The sequence below is a fragment of the Umezawaea sp. Da 62-37 genome (genome assembly GCF_032460545.1).
Lineage (GTDB): Bacteria > Actinomycetota > Actinomycetes > Mycobacteriales > Pseudonocardiaceae > Umezawaea.
In genome coordinates, this window is record NZ_CP135965.1 from 3028676 (window position 1) to 3049729 (window position 21054).

23 protein-coding genes are annotated in these 21054 nt (G+C 70.3%); 14 read left to right on the forward strand and 9 right to left on the reverse strand.

The genetic code is table 11. The annotated features are described in order from the left end of the window. Positions 1-125 precede the first annotated feature (125 nt). Positions 126-704 carry a helix-turn-helix domain-containing protein gene (locus tag RM788_RS13170; protein WP_315931921.1) on the reverse strand — a complete coding sequence of 193 codons (579 nt, stop codon included), beginning with the start codon at positions 702-704 and terminating at the stop codon, positions 126-128. A gap of 58 nt (positions 705-762) precedes the next feature. Here RM788_RS13170 and RM788_RS13175 point away from each other — a divergent pair, with 58 nt between their 5' ends. Genes RM788_RS13175 through RM788_RS13185 form a run of 3 tightly spaced genes read left to right on the forward strand, consistent with a single transcriptional unit; the run spans position 763 to position 3210 of the window. Further along, positions 763-1734: an NAD(P)/FAD-dependent oxidoreductase gene (locus RM788_RS13175; protein ID WP_315931922.1), complete on the forward strand. Its 972-nt coding sequence runs from the start codon at positions 763-765 to the stop codon at positions 1732-1734. Then, positions 1731-2339, forward strand: a complete 609-nt coding sequence (locus RM788_RS13180) for a class I SAM-dependent methyltransferase (RefSeq protein ID WP_315931923.1) — start codon at positions 1731-1733, stop codon at positions 2337-2339. The genes RM788_RS13175 and RM788_RS13180 overlap by 4 nt, the downstream gene beginning before the upstream one ends. A gap of 46 nt (positions 2340-2385) precedes the next feature. Continuing rightward, entirely contained in the window at positions 2386-3210 is an 825-nt protein-coding gene (locus RM788_RS13185; protein ID WP_315931924.1) for an LLM class flavin-dependent oxidoreductase, read from the forward strand. A gap of 176 nt (positions 3211-3386) precedes the next feature. Here the strand turns inward: RM788_RS13185 and RM788_RS13190 are convergent, their stop codons facing one another. The 3 genes from RM788_RS13190 to RM788_RS13200 form a co-directional block, all read right to left on the reverse strand. Then, positions 3387-4856: a flavin-containing monooxygenase gene (locus RM788_RS13190; protein WP_315931925.1), complete on the reverse strand. Its 1470-nt coding sequence runs from the start codon at positions 4854-4856 to the stop codon at positions 3387-3389. Positions 4857-4858: 2 nt separating this feature from the next. After that, positions 4859-5362, reverse strand: a complete 504-nt coding sequence (locus tag RM788_RS13195; protein WP_315931926.1) for a cupin domain-containing protein — start codon at positions 5360-5362, stop codon at positions 4859-4861. A gap of 70 nt (positions 5363-5432) precedes the next feature. Then, positions 5433-6200 carry an IclR family transcriptional regulator gene (locus RM788_RS13200; RefSeq protein ID WP_315931927.1) on the reverse strand — a complete coding sequence of 256 codons (768 nt, stop codon included), beginning with the start codon at positions 6198-6200 and terminating at the stop codon, positions 5433-5435. Between the two features lie 97 nt (positions 6201-6297). Between RM788_RS13200 and RM788_RS13205 the strand changes: the two genes are divergently transcribed. Genes RM788_RS13205 through dmpG form a run of 7 tightly spaced genes read left to right on the forward strand, consistent with a single transcriptional unit; the run spans position 6298 to position 12066 of the window. Beyond that, a complete protein-coding gene (locus RM788_RS13205) occupies positions 6298-7053 on the forward strand; it encodes an SDR family oxidoreductase (protein ID WP_315931928.1) in 756 nt (251 codons plus the stop codon). Further along, entirely contained in the window at positions 7053-7556 is a 504-nt protein-coding gene (locus RM788_RS13210; protein WP_315931929.1) for a cupin domain-containing protein, read from the forward strand. Before RM788_RS13205 ends, RM788_RS13210 begins: the two co-directional genes overlap by 1 nt. Further along, a complete protein-coding gene (locus RM788_RS13215; protein WP_315931930.1) occupies positions 7553-8431 on the forward strand; it encodes an alpha/beta fold hydrolase in 879 nt (292 codons plus the stop codon). Before RM788_RS13210 ends, RM788_RS13215 begins: the two co-directional genes overlap by 4 nt. Further along, on the forward strand, positions 8428-9357 hold the full coding sequence (locus RM788_RS13220; RefSeq protein WP_315931931.1) for a DODA-type extradiol aromatic ring-opening family dioxygenase: 930 nt from the start codon (positions 8428-8430) through the stop codon (positions 9355-9357). The genes RM788_RS13215 and RM788_RS13220 overlap by 4 nt, the downstream gene beginning before the upstream one ends. Continuing rightward, positions 9354-10157: a 2-keto-4-pentenoate hydratase gene (locus RM788_RS13225; RefSeq protein WP_315931932.1), complete on the forward strand. Its 804-nt coding sequence runs from the start codon at positions 9354-9356 to the stop codon at positions 10155-10157. Before RM788_RS13220 ends, RM788_RS13225 begins: the two co-directional genes overlap by 4 nt. 41 nt (positions 10158-10198) lie before the next feature. Further along, positions 10199-11062, forward strand: coding sequence for an acetaldehyde dehydrogenase (acetylating) (locus RM788_RS13230; RefSeq protein WP_399344982.1), 864 nt, complete (start codon positions 10199-10201; stop codon positions 11060-11062). After that, entirely contained in the window at positions 11059-12066 is a 1008-nt protein-coding gene (gene dmpG / locus RM788_RS13235) for a 4-hydroxy-2-oxovalerate aldolase (RefSeq protein ID WP_315931934.1), read from the forward strand. The genes RM788_RS13230 and dmpG overlap by 4 nt, the downstream gene beginning before the upstream one ends. An 81-nt stretch (positions 12067-12147) precedes the next feature. On the opposite strand, the gene RM788_RS13240 is transcribed toward dmpG, so the two are convergent. After that, positions 12148-13965, reverse strand: a complete 1818-nt coding sequence (locus RM788_RS13240) for a bifunctional metallophosphatase/5'-nucleotidase (protein WP_315931935.1) — start codon at positions 13963-13965, stop codon at positions 12148-12150. A gap of 57 nt (positions 13966-14022) precedes the next feature. Then, positions 14023-14358, reverse strand: a complete 336-nt coding sequence (locus RM788_RS13245; protein ID WP_315931936.1) for a cupin domain-containing protein — start codon at positions 14356-14358, stop codon at positions 14023-14025. A 105-nt stretch (positions 14359-14463) separates the two neighbouring features. Here RM788_RS13245 and RM788_RS13250 point away from each other — a divergent pair, with 105 nt between their 5' ends. After that, positions 14464-15318 (forward strand): serine hydrolase, encoded by an 855-nt coding sequence (locus tag RM788_RS13250; protein ID WP_315931937.1) that lies wholly within the window; start codon positions 14464-14466, stop codon positions 15316-15318. 311 nt (positions 15319-15629) lie between these two features. Here RM788_RS13250 and RM788_RS13255 read toward each other — a convergent pair whose 3' ends face one another. Then, positions 15630-16391: an SDR family oxidoreductase gene (locus RM788_RS13255; protein WP_315931938.1), complete on the reverse strand. Its 762-nt coding sequence runs from the start codon at positions 16389-16391 to the stop codon at positions 15630-15632. A gap of 101 nt (positions 16392-16492) precedes the next feature. Here RM788_RS13255 and RM788_RS13260 point away from each other — a divergent pair, with 101 nt between their 5' ends. After that, complete coding sequence (locus RM788_RS13260; protein ID WP_315931939.1) at positions 16493-17332, forward strand: helix-turn-helix transcriptional regulator; 840 nt, start codon at positions 16493-16495, stop codon at positions 17330-17332. Here the strand turns inward: RM788_RS13260 and RM788_RS13265 are convergent. Together RM788_RS13265 and RM788_RS13270 are read right to left on the reverse strand one after the other, a co-directional pair. Then, the gene (locus tag RM788_RS13265) at positions 17317-17655 is read right to left on the reverse strand and encodes a hypothetical protein (RefSeq protein WP_315931940.1); all 339 of its coding nucleotides are present in this window, start codon (positions 17653-17655) and stop codon (positions 17317-17319) included. The genes RM788_RS13260 and RM788_RS13265 overlap by 16 nt on opposite strands. Positions 17656-17701: 46 nt before the next feature. Continuing rightward, a complete protein-coding gene (locus RM788_RS13270) occupies positions 17702-18352 on the reverse strand; it encodes a DUF5666 domain-containing protein (protein WP_315931941.1) in 651 nt (216 codons plus the stop codon). Positions 18353-18534: 182 nt separating this feature from the next. On the opposite strand from RM788_RS13270, the gene RM788_RS13275 reads away from it, so the two are divergent. Together RM788_RS13275 and RM788_RS13280 are read left to right on the forward strand one after the other, a co-directional pair. Next, positions 18535-19275, forward strand: coding sequence for a response regulator transcription factor (locus RM788_RS13275; RefSeq protein ID WP_315931942.1), 741 nt, complete (start codon positions 18535-18537; stop codon positions 19273-19275). Beyond that, complete coding sequence (locus tag RM788_RS13280; protein ID WP_315931943.1) at positions 19253-20734, forward strand: sensor histidine kinase; 1482 nt, start codon at positions 19253-19255, stop codon at positions 20732-20734. Before RM788_RS13275 ends, RM788_RS13280 begins: the two co-directional genes overlap by 23 nt. Positions 20735-21054: the final 320 nt, after the last annotated feature.

Consider the following 21054-nt stretch of genomic DNA (forward strand, 5'->3'; position numbering starts at 1 on the left):
GGTGTCCAATTGCGAACCGCGAGACCGAAATTCGCAGGTTGTGGCCGCAAGTTCACCCGTCGAGGTGACACCGACCATCCAGGTTGATGATCACCGGCCGACCGCCGTGGCAGCCCGTCGGCCCCTCATCCGCCCGACTTCGCCCGCAGGTGGGCCCGTTCGCCCTGCCTGCCGAAAAGGCTGAGCACCTCGACGGGCGTGGCGTCGGCGCTGCCGAACCAGTGCGGCACGCGGGTGTCGAACTCGGCGGCCTCGCCGGGGGTGAGCACCATGTCGCGGTCGCCGAGGACGAGCCGCAGCCGCCCGCTGAGGACGTAGATCCACTCGTAGCCCTCGTGCGTCTTGGTCTCGGGCGGCCCCGAGCCGCGGGACGGGACGATCAGCTTGTAGGCCTGCACCCCGCCCGCGCGCCGGGTCAGCGGCACCATCGTCAGGTCGCCGCGCTGCACCGGGCGCAGGTGGACGCGCGGGTCGCCGGTCGCGGGCGCGCCCACCAGCTCGTCCATCTGCACCCCGTACGCGCGGGCCAGCGGCAGCAGCAGCTCCAGCGTCGGCTTGCGCTGACCCGACTCCAGCCGGGACAGCGTCGAGACCGAGATGCCGGTCGCGGCGGACAGGTCGTTCAACGTGGTCTCGCGCTGCCTGCGCAACGCCCGCAGGCGCGGGCCGACCGCGGTGAGCACGGAGCTGAGGTCGTCGTCCACGTTGCCATAATGGCAAAGAACTTTGCCCATTGCCCACCACCGCCCGCACAGTGGTGCCATGAACGAGAACGTGGTGGACGTGGTGGTGGTCGGCGGCGGAGCCGCGGGCCTGAGCGCGGCGGTGGTGCTCGGCAGGGCGCGCCGCTCGGTCGTGGTGGTCGACGCGGGAGCACCCCGCAACGCCCCCGCGGCGGGGGTGCACGGGTTCCTCACCCGTGACGGGATGAGCCCGTCCGAGCTGGTGGAGACCGGTCGGGCCGAGGTCGCCCGGTACGGCGGCCGGGTCGTGTCCGGCGTCGCGACCGGCGCCCGGCGGGTCGACGACGGGTTCGCCGTCGACCTCGCCGACGGCGGCACCCTGCTGGGACGGCGGCTGGTCGTGGCCACCGGCCTGGTCGACGAGCTGCCCGACGTGGCAGGACTGGCTGACCGGTGGGGCCGCGACGTCGTGCACTGCCCCTACTGCCACGGCTGGGAGATCCGCGACCAGGCGATCGGCGTCCTGGGCACCGGGCCGATGGCCGTGCACAGCGCCCTGCTGTTCCGGCAGTGGAGCGCCGACGTGGTGCTGTTCCGCCACACCGCCCCGGAACTGACCGACGACCAGGCCGAGCAGCTGGCCGCCCGCGGCATCACCGTCGTGGAGGGCGAGGTCAGCGCCCTGGAGGTCCACGACGACCGGCTCACCGGCGTGCGCCTGCGCTCCGGCGAGGTCATCGCCCGCCAGGCGCTCGCCGTCACCTCCCGCCTGCACGCCCAGGCCGACGTGCTGCGCGCCCTCGGCCTGGAGACCTCCCCCCTGGAGATCGCGGGCCACCGCGTCGGCGACCACGCCGCGGCCGACCCGACCGGCGCCACCCCGATCCCCGGCGTGTGGGTCGCGGGCAACGTCACCGACCCGCTCGCCCAGGTGGTCATGGCCGCCTCCGCCGGCGTGAAGGCCGCCGCCGCCGTGAACGCCGACCTGATCGCCGAGGAGACCGCCACCGCCGTGGCCGCGCTCCGCTCCCGCGAGGCGGTGTCCCGATGACCGAGGCGTTCTGGGAGGAGATGTACCAGGCCCGCGACCGCGTGTGGAGCGGGAAGCCGAACGGGTTCCTGGTCGACGTCGTCGAACCGCTCCCACCGGGCACCGCCCTGGATCTCGGCTGCGCCGAGGGCGCCGACGCCGTCTGGCTCGCCAAGCAGGGCTGGAAGGTCACCGCCGTCGACGTGTCCCCCACTGCTCTGAGGCGCGCCGCGGCCGCCGCAGAGGGCCTGGCCATCGTGTTCGAACAGCACGACCTCGGCGAAACGTTCCCCGAGGGCACGTACGACCTCGTGTCCGCGCAGTTCCTCCAGTCCCCCGTCGAGTTCCCCCGCGAACGCGTGCTGCGGCAAGCGGCGGACGCGGTCGCACCCGGCGGACTGCTCCTGATCGTCGAACACGCCTCCGTGCCCCCGTGGTCGGGGATGAGCGGCGACGTCCGACTGCCCACCGCCGCGGAAACCCTGGCCGCCTTGGAGTTGGCGGACGGCGAGTGGACGGTCGAACGGATGGACGCGCCCGAACGCGAAGTGACCGGCCCGGAAGGGCGGACGGCGACGGTCTCGGACAACGTCATTGCCGCCAGAAGGGTGAATTCAAGGCCCTGAAAGCCGCGTTATAGGTTCCTCCTCCACACCACCGGAGGGGTTCCCCTTGACGCACAACACTTTCCGCAGCGGCGTCTACCTACCGCAGTTCGGCCCGTTCGGCGACCCGACAGTCCTGGTCGACCTGGCCGTGCGGGCCGAGGCGGCGGGCTGGGACGGCGTCTTCCTGTGGGACCACGTGGTCTCCGACGAACTGCCCATCGTGGACACCTGGACAACACTGGCCGCCATCGCCCAGGCCACCTCCCGAATCCTGCTGGGCCCGATGGTCACCCCACTGGCCCGCCGACGCCCCTGGATCGTGGCCCGGCAGGCCTCCACCGTCAGCCGCCTGTCCGGCGGAAGACTGGTACTGGGCGTGGGCCTCGGCTCGGACGAATCCGGCGACTTCAGCCGCTTCAGCGAGCCGGTAGACCCGAAAGTACGGGCATCAATGCTGGACGAAAGCCTCGACATCATGCGCGCGATGTGGTCCGGCAACCCCCACCACCACAACGGCACCCACTACCACGTGAACCTGCCGAGGTCAGCACCGGAACCACACCCGATCCCGATCTGGGCCGCCAGCTCCACCAACAACCCAGCCGTACTCCGCCGCGCCAAAACCTGCGACGGCATCTTCCCCAACCCCGAAGACCACACCATGTCCCCCGAGGACGTTGCCACCGTCGCCACAGCACTACAACCCACCGGCAACTTCGACATCGCAGTAGCCGGCAACGCCAGCCACGCCTGGGAAGACCCGAAGAACATCGACCTCACCGGCCTGGCAAAAGCGGGCATGACCTGGTGGATGGAATCTCTCATCCACTTCGACCCCCTCGAACTATCCCTGGAGGTAGTCGACGCCGGACCACCACACACCTCTTGAGCCGGCCACAGCCCACACAAGCGAAGCCAGACCTCCCTCTGCCCCCGATACACAGCGCCCTCCTGCCACACCCCAGTTTGTCAAGGCATCTTTCCCGCCTTGACAAACTGGGGTGTGGCATTGAGACAATCGCGCGCCGGGGGCCGGGCTTCGCCCTTCCCCCGACCCCGCTCCCCCTACCCCGCCTCCCCCAACCGAGCCACCAAAGCCGGCGTAACCCCCCGATAAGCCGAAGGCGCAATCGGGTTCAACCAATGCGAAGCCCGCACCCTCGCCGGAATCTCCAACCCCAGATCCCCCAACACCTCATCCACGTTGTGCATCGAGAACGGAATGATCTTCGTCCCCCGACAGTGGTGCCGATCGGTGGCGACGTCCATGAACTCCAGCTGCTCCACCACCGCCCGCCGCATCGAAGCATCGTCCGGCAACTCCACGACGCCCGCGATGTCCGCCGCGATCCACACAGCAGCCATCTCCGCGTTCAACGGACTGAAGAACGACGAGTTGTACCCGTTGAAGTACAACCCCGACACCCCGACCGGCCGAATCTGCCGGTACAGCACAAAATTCCCGCGCTCGTCGAACAACCGCTCCTGCACATCCGCGTCCAGGAAGGGCACCCCCTGCGTGAACCCGGTCGCACACACCACCAGATCCGCGGGCAGCACGGTCCCGTCGGCCAACTCCGCCCACGGCCGCCCCTCCTTCTCCAGCAACCGCGCCACAACCTGATCCCGGCGGACAACGATCGCCCCGCTGGCAACCCCTTCGAAGAACCCCTCCGTGGCCAACCCGATGGCCCCGCGAACGATGTCCTCCATCCGCCCCCGAGGCACCAGCCCGAGCTTCGCCAACCCGAACTGCCGCACCGAAACCGACCCGACCGAGTTCAACATCCCGCGCCGAGCCCCGTTCCCCGGCCCGTGCAGGAACTTCTCGAACCCCCGCAACCGGATGTACCGGAACAGCGCCTCACCCATCCGCGTCAGCAACAACATCTTGAAGTTCAGCACGCCCGCGATCTTCCGCGGCACCTTCCACAGCAACTGCCGCGCGATCACGTCCGTGCTCGCCGCGACCTTGCTGATCGGCACCGTCACGTCGCACGCCGACTTCCCGTACCCGATGACCAGCACGTGCTTGTCCCGCGCCGACTCCGCGTCGTGGAACTCCGTGCCCGCCAACACCTTCCCGCCCGCGGCGGTGAACTCCTCGACACCGGGGAACGCCGGGACGAGCGGTTCGCAGAACACGCCGTTGGCGACGACGAGCCGGTCGAACACCTCGGCGCCGTCCTGCGTCCGCACCGTCCAGCGACCGTCGGCCGTGCGCGCCGCGGAGGTCACCTCGGTGTTGAGCCGCAGCACCTTGTCCACGCCGAACTCCTCGGCGTAGGCGGCGAAGTAGGCCTGGATCTGGGCGCCGGTCGGCCACTCGGGGTAGTCCTTCGGCATCGGGAAGTCCGACAGCGAGTACTGCGCCTTGGAGCTCTGCGTCGTCACGCCGGGGTAGCGCCGGGTCTCGCTCCACACGCCGCCGACGTCCGGCGTCCTGTCGTACACGAGCACGTCGTGACCGGCTTGCAGCAGCACCTTGGCGGTCGTCAGGCCCGCGACGCCGGCACCGATGATGGCTGTCCTCATGACTACTGGACCTCCGGCGGGAGCCGCAACTCGATGCCGAAGTCGGCCATGATCCCCTTCATCACGGAGATGTCCTTCGGGCCGGGCGGCATGTCCGCCAAGGCCTGGTAGTACCGCTCCAGCCCCGCGGGCGAGACGACGGAGATGACCCGCGACTCCTCGTTGTACGGGTTCTTGAACGCGTGCACGACGTCGCGGGGCAGGAACAGGTAGTCGCCCTGCTCCAGGACGAAGTCCTCACCGCCGAGGTGCACCTCGAGGCGGCCGGCCAGGCAGATGAACGACTCGTCCTCACGGGTGTGGACGTGCGGGGGCGGGCCATTGGTCTCCGGCGGGATCGTGTACTCGAACAGCGAGTAGGCGTCGTGCGTGGACTTGCCGTTCGTCTTCATCGTGATGCCGAGCCCGATCGCCGCGATCGCGTGGCCGTCGCGTGAGGGGAGCATGTAGCCGCCGCCCAGGGTCACCGGGGTCTCCTTCGGGTCGTCGGGTGTGTCAGCGCTCACAGACTGGAACGACGTCCCGCGATCCGCCAACCCGGAGTCCCGCTCACCGGGACTCTTTCTCGGTGGACGGTCACCTCCGAGTGGCGTACGCCCTCGACGCGGCGGCCGCGGCGAGCCGCACGGCGGGTCCGATCCGGTCCGGTCGGACCAGGGTCGTGGGGCCGGTGACCGACAGCGCCGCGACGACGTCGCCGAGCGGGCCGAAGACCGCGGCGGCCACGCAGTTCACGCCGATGTTGCCCTCCTCGCGGTCGACCGCCCAGCCGCGGTGCGGGATGGCGGCCAGCTCGCGCAGGATCGCCACCGGCGTGGTGAGCGTGCGCGAGGTCCGCGGCGCGAGCCCGGCGGCCAGCACCGACTCGACGGTCCCCGGATCGGAGTAGGCCAGGATCGCCCGGCCGAGGCCGGAGCAGTGGGCCGGGATGGTGCCGCCGACCTGCGACAGCATCGGCATCGGCTGGTGCCCGGTGATCTTCTCCACGACCAGCACCTGCGCGCCCTTGAGGACGCCGAGCTGCACGGTCGTCCTGGTCGCGTTGTACAGGTCCTGGAGGAACGGCAGCACGGCCTCGCGCAGCTCGTGCCGGATCGGCGCGAGGCCGGACAGCTCGAACAGCCGGTTGCCGATCCGGTACCGGTCCTTGGGCTTGTCCAGCCAGCCGAGCTTGATCATGCGGTCGGCGGTGCGATGCGTGGTCGACCGCGGCATCCCGCACCGGGCGACGAGCGCGGCGAGGGTCAACTCCCGGTGCGTGGCGTCGAACGCGCCCAGGATCGCGGCGGCCCGGTCGAGACCGCCCACGCCTTCCGAAGTGCCGTCCCGCTCAGCGGGACTCATCGTTGGCTCCGCGAGTTCACACGGGCCAGGCTAACCCCGTAGCGACCGACGAGACACCGATTCCTGGAGGCCCGCCATCACCACTCGGACCGCACTCGTGGGCGGCGGTGCCACCGGCATCGGGCACGCGACCGCAGAGCACCTGGCGCGCGCGGGCCACCAGGTCGTGATCACCGGAAGACGCGCCGACGCGCTGGAGGCCGCCGTGCTCCGCCTCAAGGCGAGCACCGGCGCGAGCGTGCACGGACTGGTGAACGACGTGGCGGACCCGGGTGCCGCGCAGGCCGCCGTGGACGAGGTGGAGGCCAGGTTCGGCGCGCTGGACGTCCTCGTGCTCAACGCGGGCGGCCCGCCTCCCGGCCGGATCCTGGACGTCGGCGACGAGCAGTGGCAGGCGGCGTTCGACCTCCTCCTGCTCGGACCGCTGCGACTGGCTCGGCTCGCGCTGCCGAGGATGGCGACCGCGGGCTTCGGCCGGGTGGTGTTCGTGACGTCGACCGCGGTGCGGCAGCCGCAGCCCGACCTCGCGGCATCCGTCGTGCTGAGGTCCGCGGTCACCGCCGCCGCGAAGCTGCTCTCGCGGGAGTACGCGGACATGGGCGTCACGGTCAACTGCGTGGCTCCCGGCGCCACGGCGACCGAGCGGCGCAGGCAGATCCTGACCAACCGCGCCGAGGCGGCCGGGCGCGACTACGCCGAGTTCGAGGCGCTCGACGCCGGGAGCATCCCGGCGGGCCGCGCCGGGCAGCCGGGCGAGGTCGGGGCGGTGGTGGCCTTCCTGGCCTCCGAGGCCGCGAGCTACGTGAACGGGACCGTCCTGGCGGTCGACGGTGGACGAACGGAGACGATCTGATGGCCGAGTCCGGACCCGACTTCAGCATGGCCGACTTCCTCGGCTCGATAGCCGACGTCGTCCGCCCGAGCGCGTTGCGGCCGGTCGTCGTGCGCGCGGCGGAACTGGAGACCCTGCCCGCCGCGCAGGTGCACAACCCGACGACGCTCTCCATCGCCGGGAAGCTGCCGACCGCGACGTTCGAGATCTTCCGGCAGACGATCCCGCCGGGCCTCACCTCGGACATGCAGCGCCACCACCACGAGACGGTGCACTACGTCATCTCCGGCGACGGCCACAGCGAGGTCGAGGACGAGACGGAGACGTGGTCCACCGGCGACTTCATCTACACGCCGCCGTGGACGTGGCACCGGCACCACAACGACTCCACCGAACACCCGGTCGAGTTCCTGACCATCGAGAACTCCCGGTTGCTCAACGCGCTCGGCGTCGGACGGCGGCAGAGCGCCGGTCTGGCGACGCTCGCGGAGGCCCGCGCCCGCTTCAAGGAGGACACCGCATGAGCGACCTGCCCGAGCACATCAGCATCTGGGGTGAGCTGGCGGACGTGGACCACCGGTTGCGCCACGTGCACGTCGACGGCGTCCGCACCCGCGTGCTCCAGGCCGGGTCCGGGCCGGACCTGATCCTGCTGCACGGGACCGGCGGCCACCTGGAGGCCTACGCCCGCGACATCGCGGGGCTGGCGGCGGACTTCCACGTCACCGCCTACGACATGGTCGGCCACGGCTGGTCGGACCTGCCGGACAAGCCGTACACGATCGACGTGCTGTCGGACCACCTGATCGGCCTGATGGACGCGCTCGACATCGACTCCGCGCACCTGTCCGGCGAGTCGCTCGGCGGCTGGGTGGTCGCCTGGACCGCCGCGCACCACCCGGAGCGGGTGGGCAGGCTGGTGCTGAACACCCCCGGCAACATCGCCAACAAGCCCGAGGTGATGGCCAGGATGCGCGACAGCACCATGGCCGCCGTGCGCGACCCCAGCGACGAGACCGTGCGCCGCCGCGTCGAGTTCCTGTTCCACCACAAGGAGATGGTGACCGACGAGCTGGTGAACCTGCGCCGCTCCGTCTACAGCCGTCCCGACTTCGTCCAGGCGATCACGAACACCCTCGTGCTCCAGGACCCTGTGGTGCGCAAGGACTTCGCCTGGGATCCGGCGTGGGTCGGCGAGGTGAAGGCGCCGACGTTGCTGCTGTGGACCGAACACGACCCCACCGGGGGTCTCGACGAGGCCGCGATGCTGCTGGAGTGGCTGCCCGACGCCCGCCTGCACGTGATCGCGGACGCGGGGCACTGGCCGCAGTGGGAGAAGCCCGACGAGTACCTGCGCGCCCACCACGACTTCCTCGTCCTCGGCAAGGACCCGGCATGAGCGAGATCATCGGCTTCGTGGGCATGTCCCACTCCCCCTTCGCGACCATGACCCCGCCCACGGACCCGTCGCAGCCCGGCGGGGCGTTCCTCGCCGACGCCGACCGCGTCGCCGAGGCCGTGGCCCGGCTGGCCCCCGACGCCGTCGTCGTGGTCGGGCCCGACCACTTCCACGCCAACTTCTACGACGTGATGCCGCCGTTCGTGCTCGGTGTCGAGGAGGCCATCGGCTTCGGCGACTTCGACAGCCGTTCGGGCCCGCTGCCGGTCGCCTCGCAGCTGGCGTGGGCGATCCGCGACGGCCTCGCCGCCGACGGGTTCGACCTGTCGCTGTCGTACTCGCTCACCGTCGACCACGGCGTGGTGCAGAGCTACGAGATGGTGACCGGCGGGTCCCCGATCCCGCTGGTGCCGCTGGTGATCAACACCGCCGCGCCGCCGCTGCCGAGCATGGACCGCTGCGTGGCGCTCGGCCGGGCGCTGGGCGCGGCGATCCGCGGGTCGGCGTTCGCCGGGCGGGTGCTGGTGGTCGCCAGCGGCGGGCTGTCGCACTGGCTGCCGTCCAACGACCCCCGCGAGGTCGACGGGGAGAAGCGCGAGTCGGTGATCCACGGGCGCAAGGACGTCCGCGCGGTCGCCGCCGTGCGCGAGCCGAGGGTGCGCGCCATGGGCGGCAACCCCGACGCCCGCGTGAACGCGGACTGGGACGACTGGTTCCTCAAGCAGCTGGTCGCCGACGACGCGGCGCCGATCACCGCGCTGGGCGACGCGGCGCTGGAGGACAACGCGGGCAGCGGCGGGCACGAGATCCGCGCCTGGCTGATCGGGCAGGCCGCCGTGGGGCTGCCGCTGGTGTGGACCAGCTACGAACCGGTTCCCGAGTGGATCACCGGCATGGGCATCGGCGCGACTTTCGAGGTGGCATGACGAGCGAGGTGTCCGGGAGCGGGGTGGCGGCGCTGCGGCTGGCTTCCGCCCGCGCCGAACGGCGGCCGTGCGCGCCCGTGCGCGACCTGCTGCCCGAGGGCGACATCGCCACCGCGTACGCCGTGCAGTCGGTGTGGGTGGGGCAGCGGATCGCGGCGGGCGCGACCGCCGTGGGCCGCAAGATCGGGCTCACGAACCCGGCCGTGCAGCGGCAGCTCGGCGTGGACCGGCCGGACTTCGGCGTGCTGCTCGACGAGATGGCGTGCTCCGCGTACGCGCCGATCGACATCGGCCGCCTGCTCCAGCCGAAGATCGAGGCGGAGATCGCGTTCGTGCTGGCCCACGACCTCGACGGCGACGGCGAGATCGGGCCGGCCGAGGTCGTCGCGGCCACCGGGCACGTCGTGGCGGCGCTGGAGATCGTGGACAGCCGGATCGCCGACTGGGACATCAGCATCGTCGACACCGTCGCGGACAACGCCTCCTCGGCGCTGTTCGTGCTGGGCGACCAGCCCGTCCCGCTCGACGGCCTCGACCTGCCGTCGTGCGCGATGACGCTGTGGCGCGACCACGAGGTCGTGTCGAAGGGCCTCGGCTCGGACTGCCTCGGCGACCCGCTCACCGCCGTCGCCTGGCTGGCCACCACCGCCCGCGACCTGGGCCACCCGCTGCGCGCAGGCGAGGTCGTGCTGTCCGGCGCGCTCGGCCCGATGGTGCCGGTGTCCCCCGGCGACGGATTCCGCGCCGCCATCACCGGCGTCGGCGAGGTCTCCGCCTCGTTCTCGGGGGGCGCGTCGTGAAGGTCGCGGTGATCGGCTCCGGCAACATCGGCACCGACCTGATGATGAAGGTGCTGCGGCTGGGCGAGCACGTCGAGATGGCCGCGCTGGTCGGCGTCGACCCCGAGTCCGACGGCCTCGCACGGGCCCGTCTGCTCGGCGTCACGACCACCTCCGACGGCGTCGAGGGCCTCATCGCCATGCCGGAGTTCGCCGACGTCGGCATCGTCTTCGACGCCACCTCGGCGAGCGCGCACGCCGCCAACGCCGCCGCGCTCGCCCCGTTCGGCACCAGGCTGATCGACCTCACCCCCGCCGCCCTCGGGCCGTTCGTCGTCCCCGCGGTCAACCTGGAACGGCACCTGGACGCGCCGAACGTCAACATGGTCACCTGCGGCGGGCAGGCCACGATCCCGGTGGTGGCCGCGGTGTCCAGCGTGACGCCCGTGCCGTACGCCGAGATCATCGCCTCCATCGCCTCGAAGTCCGCCGGACCGGGCACCCGCGCCAACATCGACGAGTTCACCGAGACCACCGCCTCCGCGATCGAGTCCGTCGGCGGCGCCGGCCGCGGCAAGGCCGTCATCGTCCTCAACCCCGCCGAACCACCGCTCGTCATGCGCGACACGGTGTTCTGCCTGGTCGCCGACCCCGACCACGACCTCATCACGTCGTCGATCGAACGCATGGTCGCCGAGGTCTCGGCCTACGTCCCCGGCTACCGCCTCAAACGGCCCGTGCAGATCACGCCCGTGGACGAGTCCGTGCACACGCTCGTCGGCGACCAGCGCGTCACGCACCGGGTGAACGTGTTCCTGGAGGTCAAGGGCGCCGCCCACTACCTCCCCGCCTACGCGGGCAACCTCGACATCATGACCTCGGCCGCCCTGCGGGTCGGCGAACGCATCGCGGAGGCGACCCGATGACCAGGCGGCTGTTCATCCAGGACGTGACGCTGCGGGACGGCATGCACGCCACCCGCCACCGCATCCCCCCGTCGAAGGCCGCCGAGATCGCCGCCGCCCTCGACGCGGCGGGCGTGGACGCCATCGAAGTCGCCCACGGCGACGGCCTCTCCGGCGCCAGCCTCACCTACGGCCCCGGCAGCAACACCGACTGGGAGTGGATCGAAGCCGTCGCCGCCGTCATCTCCCGCGCCCGCCTCACCACACTCCTGCTCCCCGGCATCGGCACCGTCTCCGATCTCAAGCACGCCTTCAGCCTCGGCGTCCGCTCGGTGCGCGTCGCCACCCACTGCACCGAAGCCGACGTGTCCGCCCAGCACATCGCCACCGCGAGGTCGTTGGGCATGGACGTGGCCGGATTCCTGATGATGAGCCACCTGGCCCCGCCCGAGGAACTGGCCAGGCAGGCCAAGCTCATGGAGTCCTACGGCGCGCACTGCGTCTACGTCACCGACTCCGGCGGCAGGCTGACCGTCAACGGCGTGCGCGAACGGGTCCGCGCCTACCGCGACGTGCTCGACACCGACACCGAGATCGGCATCCACGCCCACGAGAACCTGTCCCTGTCGGTGGCCAACTCCCTGGCCGCCGCGGAAGAGGGCGCCACCCGCATCGACGCCTCCCTGGCCAGCCACGGCGCGGGCGCGGGCAACTGCCCGATCGAACCCTTCATCGCCGTGGCCACCCTCGAAGGCTGGGGCCACGGCTGCGACCTGTTCGCATTGCAGGACGCGGCCGACGACCTGGTGCGCCCGTTGCAGGACCGACCGGTCCGAGTGGACCGGGAAACCCTGACCCTCGGCTACGCGGGCGTCTACTCCAGCTTCCTGCGGCACGCCGAAACCGCCGCCGCCACCTACGGCGTGGACGTCCGCAGACTGCTGCTGGAAGCGGGCAACCGCGGACTCGTCGGCGGCCAGGAGGACATGCTGGTGGACATCGCCCTGGACCTGACCAGCCGGTAGCGGTCTGGGAAGGCGGGTCGGGCTCCGCCGACCGGCAGACCCGGTCCCGCCCGGCAGGACAGGCGGGACCGGACCGGTCGACTACCGGACGACCACCGGCACCCCGTTGGCCACCAACCGCCAATCCGCCTTCCCGAAAACAGCCGGATCGATCTCCCCCGCCTCCTTCACCCAGTCGATCATCAACTGCCGGATCTCCTGCTGCTGGTTCAGCAACACCGGCGCCGTCGAGATGTGCGGGAACCCGCCGCCCCCGGACTGCCGGTAGTTGTTGACCGCCACCGCGAACTGCTGATCAGGCGCGACCGGGGTCCCCGCGTACGACAGCCCCACGATCCGCTCCCCCACCGCCTTCGCGATGTCGATGTCGTACGTCAACGGCGCGTCCAACCCGAACGCGATGTCGTAGTTGTAGTCCGGCGTGCCGTTGGGAGCAGTGGTCGTCGGCGCGTTCGTCACCGAATCCGCCGGGAACGGCCCAGCGGAAGTGACCTGCTTGAAGTACCGGGCGCAGTACTCCAGGTAATCCTTCAGCTGAGCACCGGTGAGGGTGACCGCGAGCAGGGTGTTGTCGAAGATGTACAACCCCGCCACGTCCCTGATCGTCACCTCCCCGGCCGGAATCGCCGCAGCCCGGTTGAACGGCGCCGCCAAAGCCAGGATCGGCAGGGTGTTCCCCGGCAGCGCCTTCTTCACCTCGTTCGCCTGCACGAAGTTGATGAAGTCCAGCGCCGCCGTGTCCTCGTACCGGGCGGTCGCCGCCGACATCGCCTCCTTGTTCGTCCCCACCTTGGAGTTGACGTAGGTCACGACCTTGGCGTGGTCCGCGGTCAGCAGGCGGACGATCTTCGGGTCCTCCGCGACGGTGTTCGAGTTGAGCACCTGCGACCGGGACGCCTTGAGGGTCCAGCCGCCGCGCGGGGCCCATTCGAGGTCGAAGTCCAGGAGGCTGAGGCGCTTGCCCCAGAACAGGGGCTCGGTGATGAGGACCTGCTTGCCGGTGGTCTTGTTGGCGACCAGCCGCTGCGGGATCTCGACGTGCGCGTGGCCGACGAGGATCGCGTCGATGCCGGGCACCTGCTCGGCCACGAGGGTCGCGGCGTTCTCCGGGTAGGGCAGCGCGTCGCCGTAGGACGACGACGTGTCGGCGCCCGAGTGCGCGGCCACGACGACCAGGTCGACACCGGCGCGGCGCATCTTCGGCACCCACATCTTGGCCTGCTCGACGAGACCGGGGAAGGTCATCCTGCCTTCGACGTTGGCCTTGTCCCAGATCGCGATGCCGGGGTTGGTCAAGCCGAGGATGCCGACCCGCAGCGGGGCCGTGCCCGTGCGCCACACCGTCTTCACCACGTACGGCTTGAACGCGGGCTGCCCGGTGCGCTGGTCGATCGCGTTCGCGCCGAGCAGCGGGAAGCGCAACTGCTGCTCGAACGTCCGCAGCAGCGGGATGCCGTAGTTGAACTCGTGGTTGCCCAGCGCCGCGGCGTCGTAGCCGATGGCGTTCATCGCGACCGCCATCGGGTGCACGCGGCGGCGGGTGATCGGCTCCACCTTGGCGTAGTAGTACGCCAGCGGGGTGCCCTGGATCGTGTCGCCCGCGTCCAGCAGCAGGGTGCGGTACGCGCCGTGCTGCTCGCGCACCGCGCTCACCAGGGACGAGATCTTCGCCAGGCCGATGTCGTTGTGGCCGGAGTCGTCGAACTCCTTGTTGGCGAAGTAGTCCCAGTTGAACACGTTGCCGTGCAGGTCGGTGGTGCCCATCACGGTGAGCGTGAACTGCTTGTTCACGCTCCTGCTGTCGGCCTGGGCGGCCGCCGGGCGGAAGCCCGCCGCGGCGAGGACGCCCGCGGCCGTGCCCGCGAGCACGGCGCGACGCCGGACTGGAGATTCGCTCATGCGGGGACCGTACGTCTTGACCGTTGACGGAACCGCTGGTCAAGACCCCGCAAACGATTACACGCGATGCCTGATCTCGAGCATCGTGCAGCCTCCCGCCGTGCGGTAGGGCCCGTGCGGCATCCCCGGCGGACGACACGCGTAGTGCCCCGCCGTGAACGTCTCCCCCAGCGTCAGATCTGTCAGCTCCCCCTCCAGCAGGTACACCTCCTCCGCGTATTCGTGCCGGATCACCCCGGCCGCCGACGTGTCCAACCCCGGCTCCCACCGCGCGATCCTGGTCAGCACGACCTCGTCCGCCGCGCTCAACACCCGCTCCCGCACCCCCGGCGCCCCCTCGGCGGCCCGCCACGGCACGCCTTCCACGTCGAAGAACTCCCGCTCCTGCTTCACACGTGCCTCCCATGCGTCCAGTAGACCGGCGGGCACCGACAAGAACCGGCGAAAAGGTGGTCGCCGAACCGGGTGAACACCACCCCCGGCCGCTAGCCTGCCCAGATGTTCCGACGCGCCTGGCCGTTCCTGCTCGTGGCGGTACTCGCACTCCAGGCGTGCGGCACGCCCGAGCACACCAAGATCGCCGCCACCTCCGCCGGAACACCCGAGTGCCCCGACACCGGCTTCGACTGCGACCTCCAGGACAGGTTCGCACAGGTCGAGACCTACATCGCCACCCGACCGGGCACCGTCGGCATCGTCGTCCGCGACCGCGAGACCGGCGCCGTCTGGCGCAACGCCCACGCCACCGACCTGGTCTGGACCGCCTCCACGATCAAACTCGTCATGGTCGTCGACCTGCTGAAACGCGACCGCGACAGCACGATCACCCTCACCGGCGAAGACCACGACCTGATCGCCAGGATGCTGCACACCTCGGACGACATCGCCGCCGACGAACTCTGGACCCGCTACTCCGGCGACGACCACACCACCTTCAACAAAGCCTTCCCGTCTTACGGAATGACCTCGCTAGCACCACAAGAGGGCTACACCGACACCTTCCCGTACTGGGGCTTCCAGAAATGCACCACCGACGACCTGGACCGCCTCATGACCCACGTCCTGGCCGACATGGACAAGAACGACAGCACCCCCGTCCTCGAAGCCATGCGCACCGTCGGCGAGGAACAGCAATGGGGCGTCTGGGGCGCCGGACCAGCCGCCCATCCCGGTAACAAAGACGGCTGGTCGGAAGAGGACACCGGCTGGGTCATGAACACCGTCGGCTTCGTCGGCCCCGACGAGCGCTACACCCTCGCCATCATGAACGACCTGCACCGCCAGGGCGGCTACCAGGAAGGCCGCGACACCGACACCGAAATCGCCCGCCTCCTCTTCAACGGCAGGTTCTGACCACAACACCAAACCCAGAGCCAGGCCTAGTCGGCGCAGCCGATGCCCTGTCCGACGGCGCAGCCCAGGATGCCCTGTCCGACGCGCAGCAAGGATGCCTGTCGGGCGGAGCCCGATGCTGGCGCAGCCAGACCTACCCCTGCACCCCGATCCGAAGCCATCTCTAGGCTTGACGGAGCTTGTCAAGGCATCTTTCCCGCCTTGACAAGATTCGCCAAGCCTAGAACACTCGGCGACCGGGGTAAAGCCACCTCACCCACAACGGCGACCGGCGTGAAGCCGCCTCACCCACGACGCAACCCGAACCAGACCTAAACCTGCCGAGTCGGCATAACCACGATCTGCCGCATGTTCACATGCCGAGCCCGGCTGGTCGCGTAAACCACCACATCCGCCACCTCCTCAGCCGCCAACCTCCCAGTCCCCTCGATCCACGACTCCACCTCCGCAGCCGCCCCCCGATCCAAATGCGTCAACAACTCCGACTCCACAAACCCGGGCTCCACATTCGTAACCCTCACATCCTTCGGCCCCAACTCCACCCTCAAGTTCGCCGACAAGTGCGTAACAGCAGCCTTCGTAGCGCAATAAACCGCATAATCCGCAAAGACGGCATGCGCCGCCACCGACGAGATGTCCACCAGATCGGCAACACCACCCTCCGCAGCCGCAGCGATCAAATCCGGCGTGAACTCCCCGATCACCCTCAACGCCCCCGTCACGTTCAAATCCACCATCCGCGCCCAATCCCCAGACCGCACCTCCGCGATCGGCGCCGCCAACATCACCCCGGCGTTGTTCACCACCAGGTCCACCCTCCCGAACGCCTCCCGCACAGCCGCACCACCAGCCGCGACAGACTCAGAAGACGTGACATCCACCTCCACCGCCAGAGCGGTCCCGCCACCAGCCTCGATCTCCCGCGCCAACTCCCCCAACCGATCCCCCCGCCGCGCGAACAACGCCACCCTCGCCCCACCAGCGGCCAACGCCAGAGCCGTAGCCGCCCCGATCCCGCTGGACGCCCCGGTCACCACAGCGACCCGATCAACCAGAATTCCTCGATCAGCCATGCCCACAACGCTGACGTCAAGCGGGTCCCACCGGGAGGCCCGCCCTTTGGTAGTACCCCCAGAACCACCCACAACCCGCACCGAAGGGGCAGACTGTCCACATGAGCCGCGAACTCGGGGAGTTCCTCCGCTCCCGCCGCGCCCGCATCAAACCGACCGACGTGGGTCTGTCCACGGGTCTGCGCCGCCGGGTGCCCGGTCTGCGCCGCGACGAGGTCGCGAGCCTCGCGGGCGTGAGCGTGGAGTACTACATCCGCCTCGAACAGGGCCGCACGGCCGGTGTGTCCGATTCGGTGCTGGACGCCGTCGGCCGGGCGCTGCGGTTGACCGAGGACGAGCGCACGCACCTGCACAACCTGGTGCGGCCCACCGACGGGGATCCCCGGCCGACGCCGGTGAGCCCGACCGTCCAGCGGCTGATCGACCTGATGGACTCCGTCCCCGCGCTGGTGCTGGGCAAGCACCTGGACGTGCTGGCCCACAACAGGCTCGCGGACGCGGTGTACGGGCTCTCCGCGCTCCCGGCGTCCGAGCGGAACATGGCCCGCCTCGCGTTCCTGAGCCCGACGGCGCACCTGTTCTACCCGGAGTGGGACGCCGTGGCCGAGGAGACGGTCGCGTACCTGCGGCTGGAGGCGGGCAGGTTCCCCGACGACCCCGGCATGGCGTCGCTGGTCGGCGAGCTGTCGATCAAGAGCGAGGTGTTCGGGCGGCTCTGGTCGCGGCACGACGTGAAGGACAAGGTGTTCGGCCGCAAGCTGATCAACCACGAGCTGGTGGGCGAACTCCAGGTCGAGTGGCAGACGTTCACGCTGCCCGGCGAGGTCGGCCAGCACCTGCTGACCTACGTCCCGGTGCCCGGTTCGGCGACCGCGGACAAGCTCGCCGTGCTGGCGAGCTGGACCGCCTCTTCTCCCGAACCCAGTCAGTTGACCAGCTGAGCCAGCCGGACGTAGGCGGACGCGTCGCCGACGACGTCGCCCTGCCGTTCGGCCGGATCGATCACGACGCGCACGGCGTCGCCGCGCCGGGACAGCGCCCGGCGAATGGCGACCGCGCCGATGCCGGGCGGGGTGCGCAGGTACGCGCGGTGGACGCCGACGGCCCGTGCGACCGTCAGCAACCCGTCGAGCACGAGGTCGGGCGACGCGGTGAGCTCCACGATCTGCGCGGGGCTCACCGCGTCGCACACGACCACCGGGCGGTCGACGGTCACGCTCGCGGCCAGTGCCCGCCACAGGGGGGACCTGGCCTCGAACAACACGGCTATCAGCCTGCCGAACCCGGGCGCCGCGGCGGTGGCGCTCCGGTCAAGAGGTCGGCGGTTGACCACTGCCCTGGTCCTCACGGCGCGGCTGCACGCCAGGGGGCTGCTGGCCGCCGGGCATCTGCCCCTGCTGGCCCTGCTGCCCCTCCACGCGCTCCAGGATCGACTTCGCGGTGGTCTTGCCGTCGGCCGTCTCGCCGATGACGGTCACCGTGTCGCCGTTCGCCAGGCTGCTGACGTCGCCCTTGGTCTGCTGGTCCATCCGGCCGCCGCCGCCGATGACCGTGGTGCTGTCGATGGTGTACGTCTTGGTGTAGCCGTCGGTGCTCTTGACGCCGATCGACGAGCTGGACACGTCGGTCACCGTGCCCACCTGGAACTCGCCGTGCAGCGACGTGCCGAACCCGCCGAGCGTGCCGCCACCGGCGAAGCCGCCGCCCATGCGGCCGTAACCGCCGGGTCCGCCTCGGCCGCCGGGGCCCATCTCGGACGCCCCGACAGCGCCGTTGGCGGCGTAGATGGCCGTTCCGCCCGCGGCGGCGATGCCCACCGCGATGGCGACGGCCGCGACCGTCTTGCGGCCGGACCAGCCAGGCCGGTTCGCGGCCGGTGGTTGTTCGGCACCCCACGCGGGTTCCTGCGGTGGCACGGCCGAACCCGGCTGCTCCGCCGGTGCGTTCTGGTCGGTGCTCATCGTCAATCCTCCTGCGATCGTCCAACGGGCGTTCGCCGCGTTGTGAGGACAACGGTCCCGTTGTTGCCTGTGTAAGCGCTGTGCGCCCGATGGGCTGCCGCTGTGGGCCTGCCGGAGCCGTTCACAGGTGGTACACAGGATTCGCACAGCCTCGGCCGAACGGCCCAGCACAGAATTCGGACATGCGCGCAGTGAGCACCAGCAAGAAGCACGCCGAACTCCGCCGCCCGGACGGCCAGGCGGTGCGGGTCCTCGTCGTCGACGACGAGTCGACCCTGGCCGAGTTGATGTCCATGGCGCTGCGGATGGAGACCTGGGAGGTCCGCACCGCGCTGGACGGCGCGTCGGCCGTGCGCACCGCGCGGGAGTTCCGCCCGGACGCGGTCGTGCTGGACGTCATGCTGCCCGACTTCGACGGCATCGAGGTGCTGCGCAGGCTCCGCGCCGAGCAGCCGAACCTGCCCGTGCTGTTCCTGACGGCGAAGGACGCCGTGGAGGACCGCATCGCCGGGTTGACCGCGGGCGGCGACGACTACGTGACCAAGCCGTTCAGCCTCGAGGAGGTCGTGCTGCGGTTGCGCGCGCTGATGCGCCGCACCGGCGTGACCGAGGCGACGGCGGGCGCCGAACTGGTGGTCGGCGACCTGAGGCTGGACGAGGACACCCGCGAGGTGCACCGCGGCGGCCGCTCGATCGACCTGACCGCGACCGAGTTCGAGCTGCTGCGCTACCTCATGCGCAACCCGAAGCGGGTGCTCAGCAAGGCCCAGATCCTCGACCGGGTGTGGAGCTACGACTTCGGCGGGCAGGCGAACATCGTCGAGCTGTACATCTCCTACCTGCGCAAGAAGATCGACGCGGGCCACGAGCCGATGATCCACACGATGCGGGGCGCGGGCTATGTCCTCAAGCCGGCACCCTAGGTCCTGGTCGCTGCGCACGCGGATCATCGCGGAGCAGATGGCGCTGCTCACGCTGGTGTGCCTGATCATCGGCGTGGTCACGATGGTGGCGCTGCGCGACTTCCAGATCAGCAAGCTCGACGAGCAGCTCCAGTTCGCCTCCAACAGGTCGTCGGAAGCGCGCGGGGACCGCCCGAGGCCGAACGGCGTCCCGAGGCCGAACGGCACGGGAATCGGCGACCGCAACCCGCTGTCGGCACCCGGCCAGGCACCGGGCACCCTCTCCGCGACGGTCGACGACGGGGCGCTCGTCCAGGCGTTGCGACTCACCCCCGATCGCGGCGACCAGGAGACCATTCCCGACGAGGCGCGCCCTCAGCTCATCGCTTTCCAGGCGGACGCCAAGCCGGACTCCGTGACGCTGGAGGGCCTCGGCGAGTACCGGCTGATCGCGACCAGGACGCCGACCGGTGAAGTGCTCATCACCGGGCTGCCGCTGACCCAGGTCAACGCCACCGTCGTCCAACTCGGCTTCGTCCTGGGCGGCGTCGCGCTCGCGGGCCTGCTCATCGCCGCGCTGGCGGGCGCTTTCATCGTCCGCCGCACACTGCTACCACTGCAACGGGTCGCGGGCATCGCCACACGCGTGTCGGAACTACCGCTGCACGAGGGTGAGGTCGCCCTCGCGGTCCGCGTCCCCAAACGCGACAGCAACCCCAACACCGAAGTCGGCCAGGTCGGCCTCGCCCTCAACCGCATGCTCGGCCACATCGGCAACGCGCTGACCGCCCGCCACGCCACCGAGACCAGGGTCCGCCAGTTCGTCGCCGACGCCTCCCACGAACTCCGCACCCCGCTCGCCGCCATCCGCGGCTACGCCGAACTCACCAGGCGCAGCAAAGCCGAGGTACCACCGGAGATCGCCCACGCCATGAGCCGCGTCGAATCCGAGGCCGACCGCATGACCGTCCTCGTCCAAGACCTGCTGCTGCTGGCAAGGCTCGACGCGGGCAGACCACTCGACGACACCGAGGTCGACCTCACCAGACTCGTCCTGGACGCCGTCAGCGACACCCGCATCTCCGCCCAGAACCACAACTGGCAACTGGAACTCCCCGCCGAACCCGTCACCGTCAGAGGCGACGCGGACCGCCTTCACCAGGTCCTCACCAACCTCCTGACCAACGCCCGCACCCACACCCCACCAGGCACCACCGTCACCACCGGCCTCTCCGTCTCACCGGCCCACGGCGTGGAACTCACCGTCACCGACAACGGCCCCGGCATCAACCCGGAACTGCTCCCCAACGTCTTCGAACGCTTCGCCCGCGGCGACAGCTCCCGCTCCCGCGCAGCCGGCAGCACCGGCCTCGGCCTCTCCATCGTCTCCGCCGTGGTCACCTCCCACGGCGGCACAGTCGGCGTAGCCAGCGAACCAGGCAAAACCCGCTTCACAGTCCGCCTACCAATCCGCCGCTAATCAGCAATTCGCAATTCAGCAACCCACCAGAAGCACGACCAAGAACCCGAGCGCGCCCGCACAAGCACGGAACCGAGCGCGCCCGCACCTCGTGCGGCCGATTTGACTTGGGGTTTTTGGCCCTGCACTCGCTCAGCGGGCAGGCTTTTCACCCCTGCCCCTTTTGGGCCCGCAGGGCCAAAAAGAGGGGCCCCAAGTCAAATCGGCCGCACCCGGAGACCATGGGCACCGATGGCCTGTTTTGAGCAGCTGCCCATCAGACCGGGGTCTGACGAAAAGCCCACCAACCCCAGCCCGACGGACAAGCCCACCAATCCCGT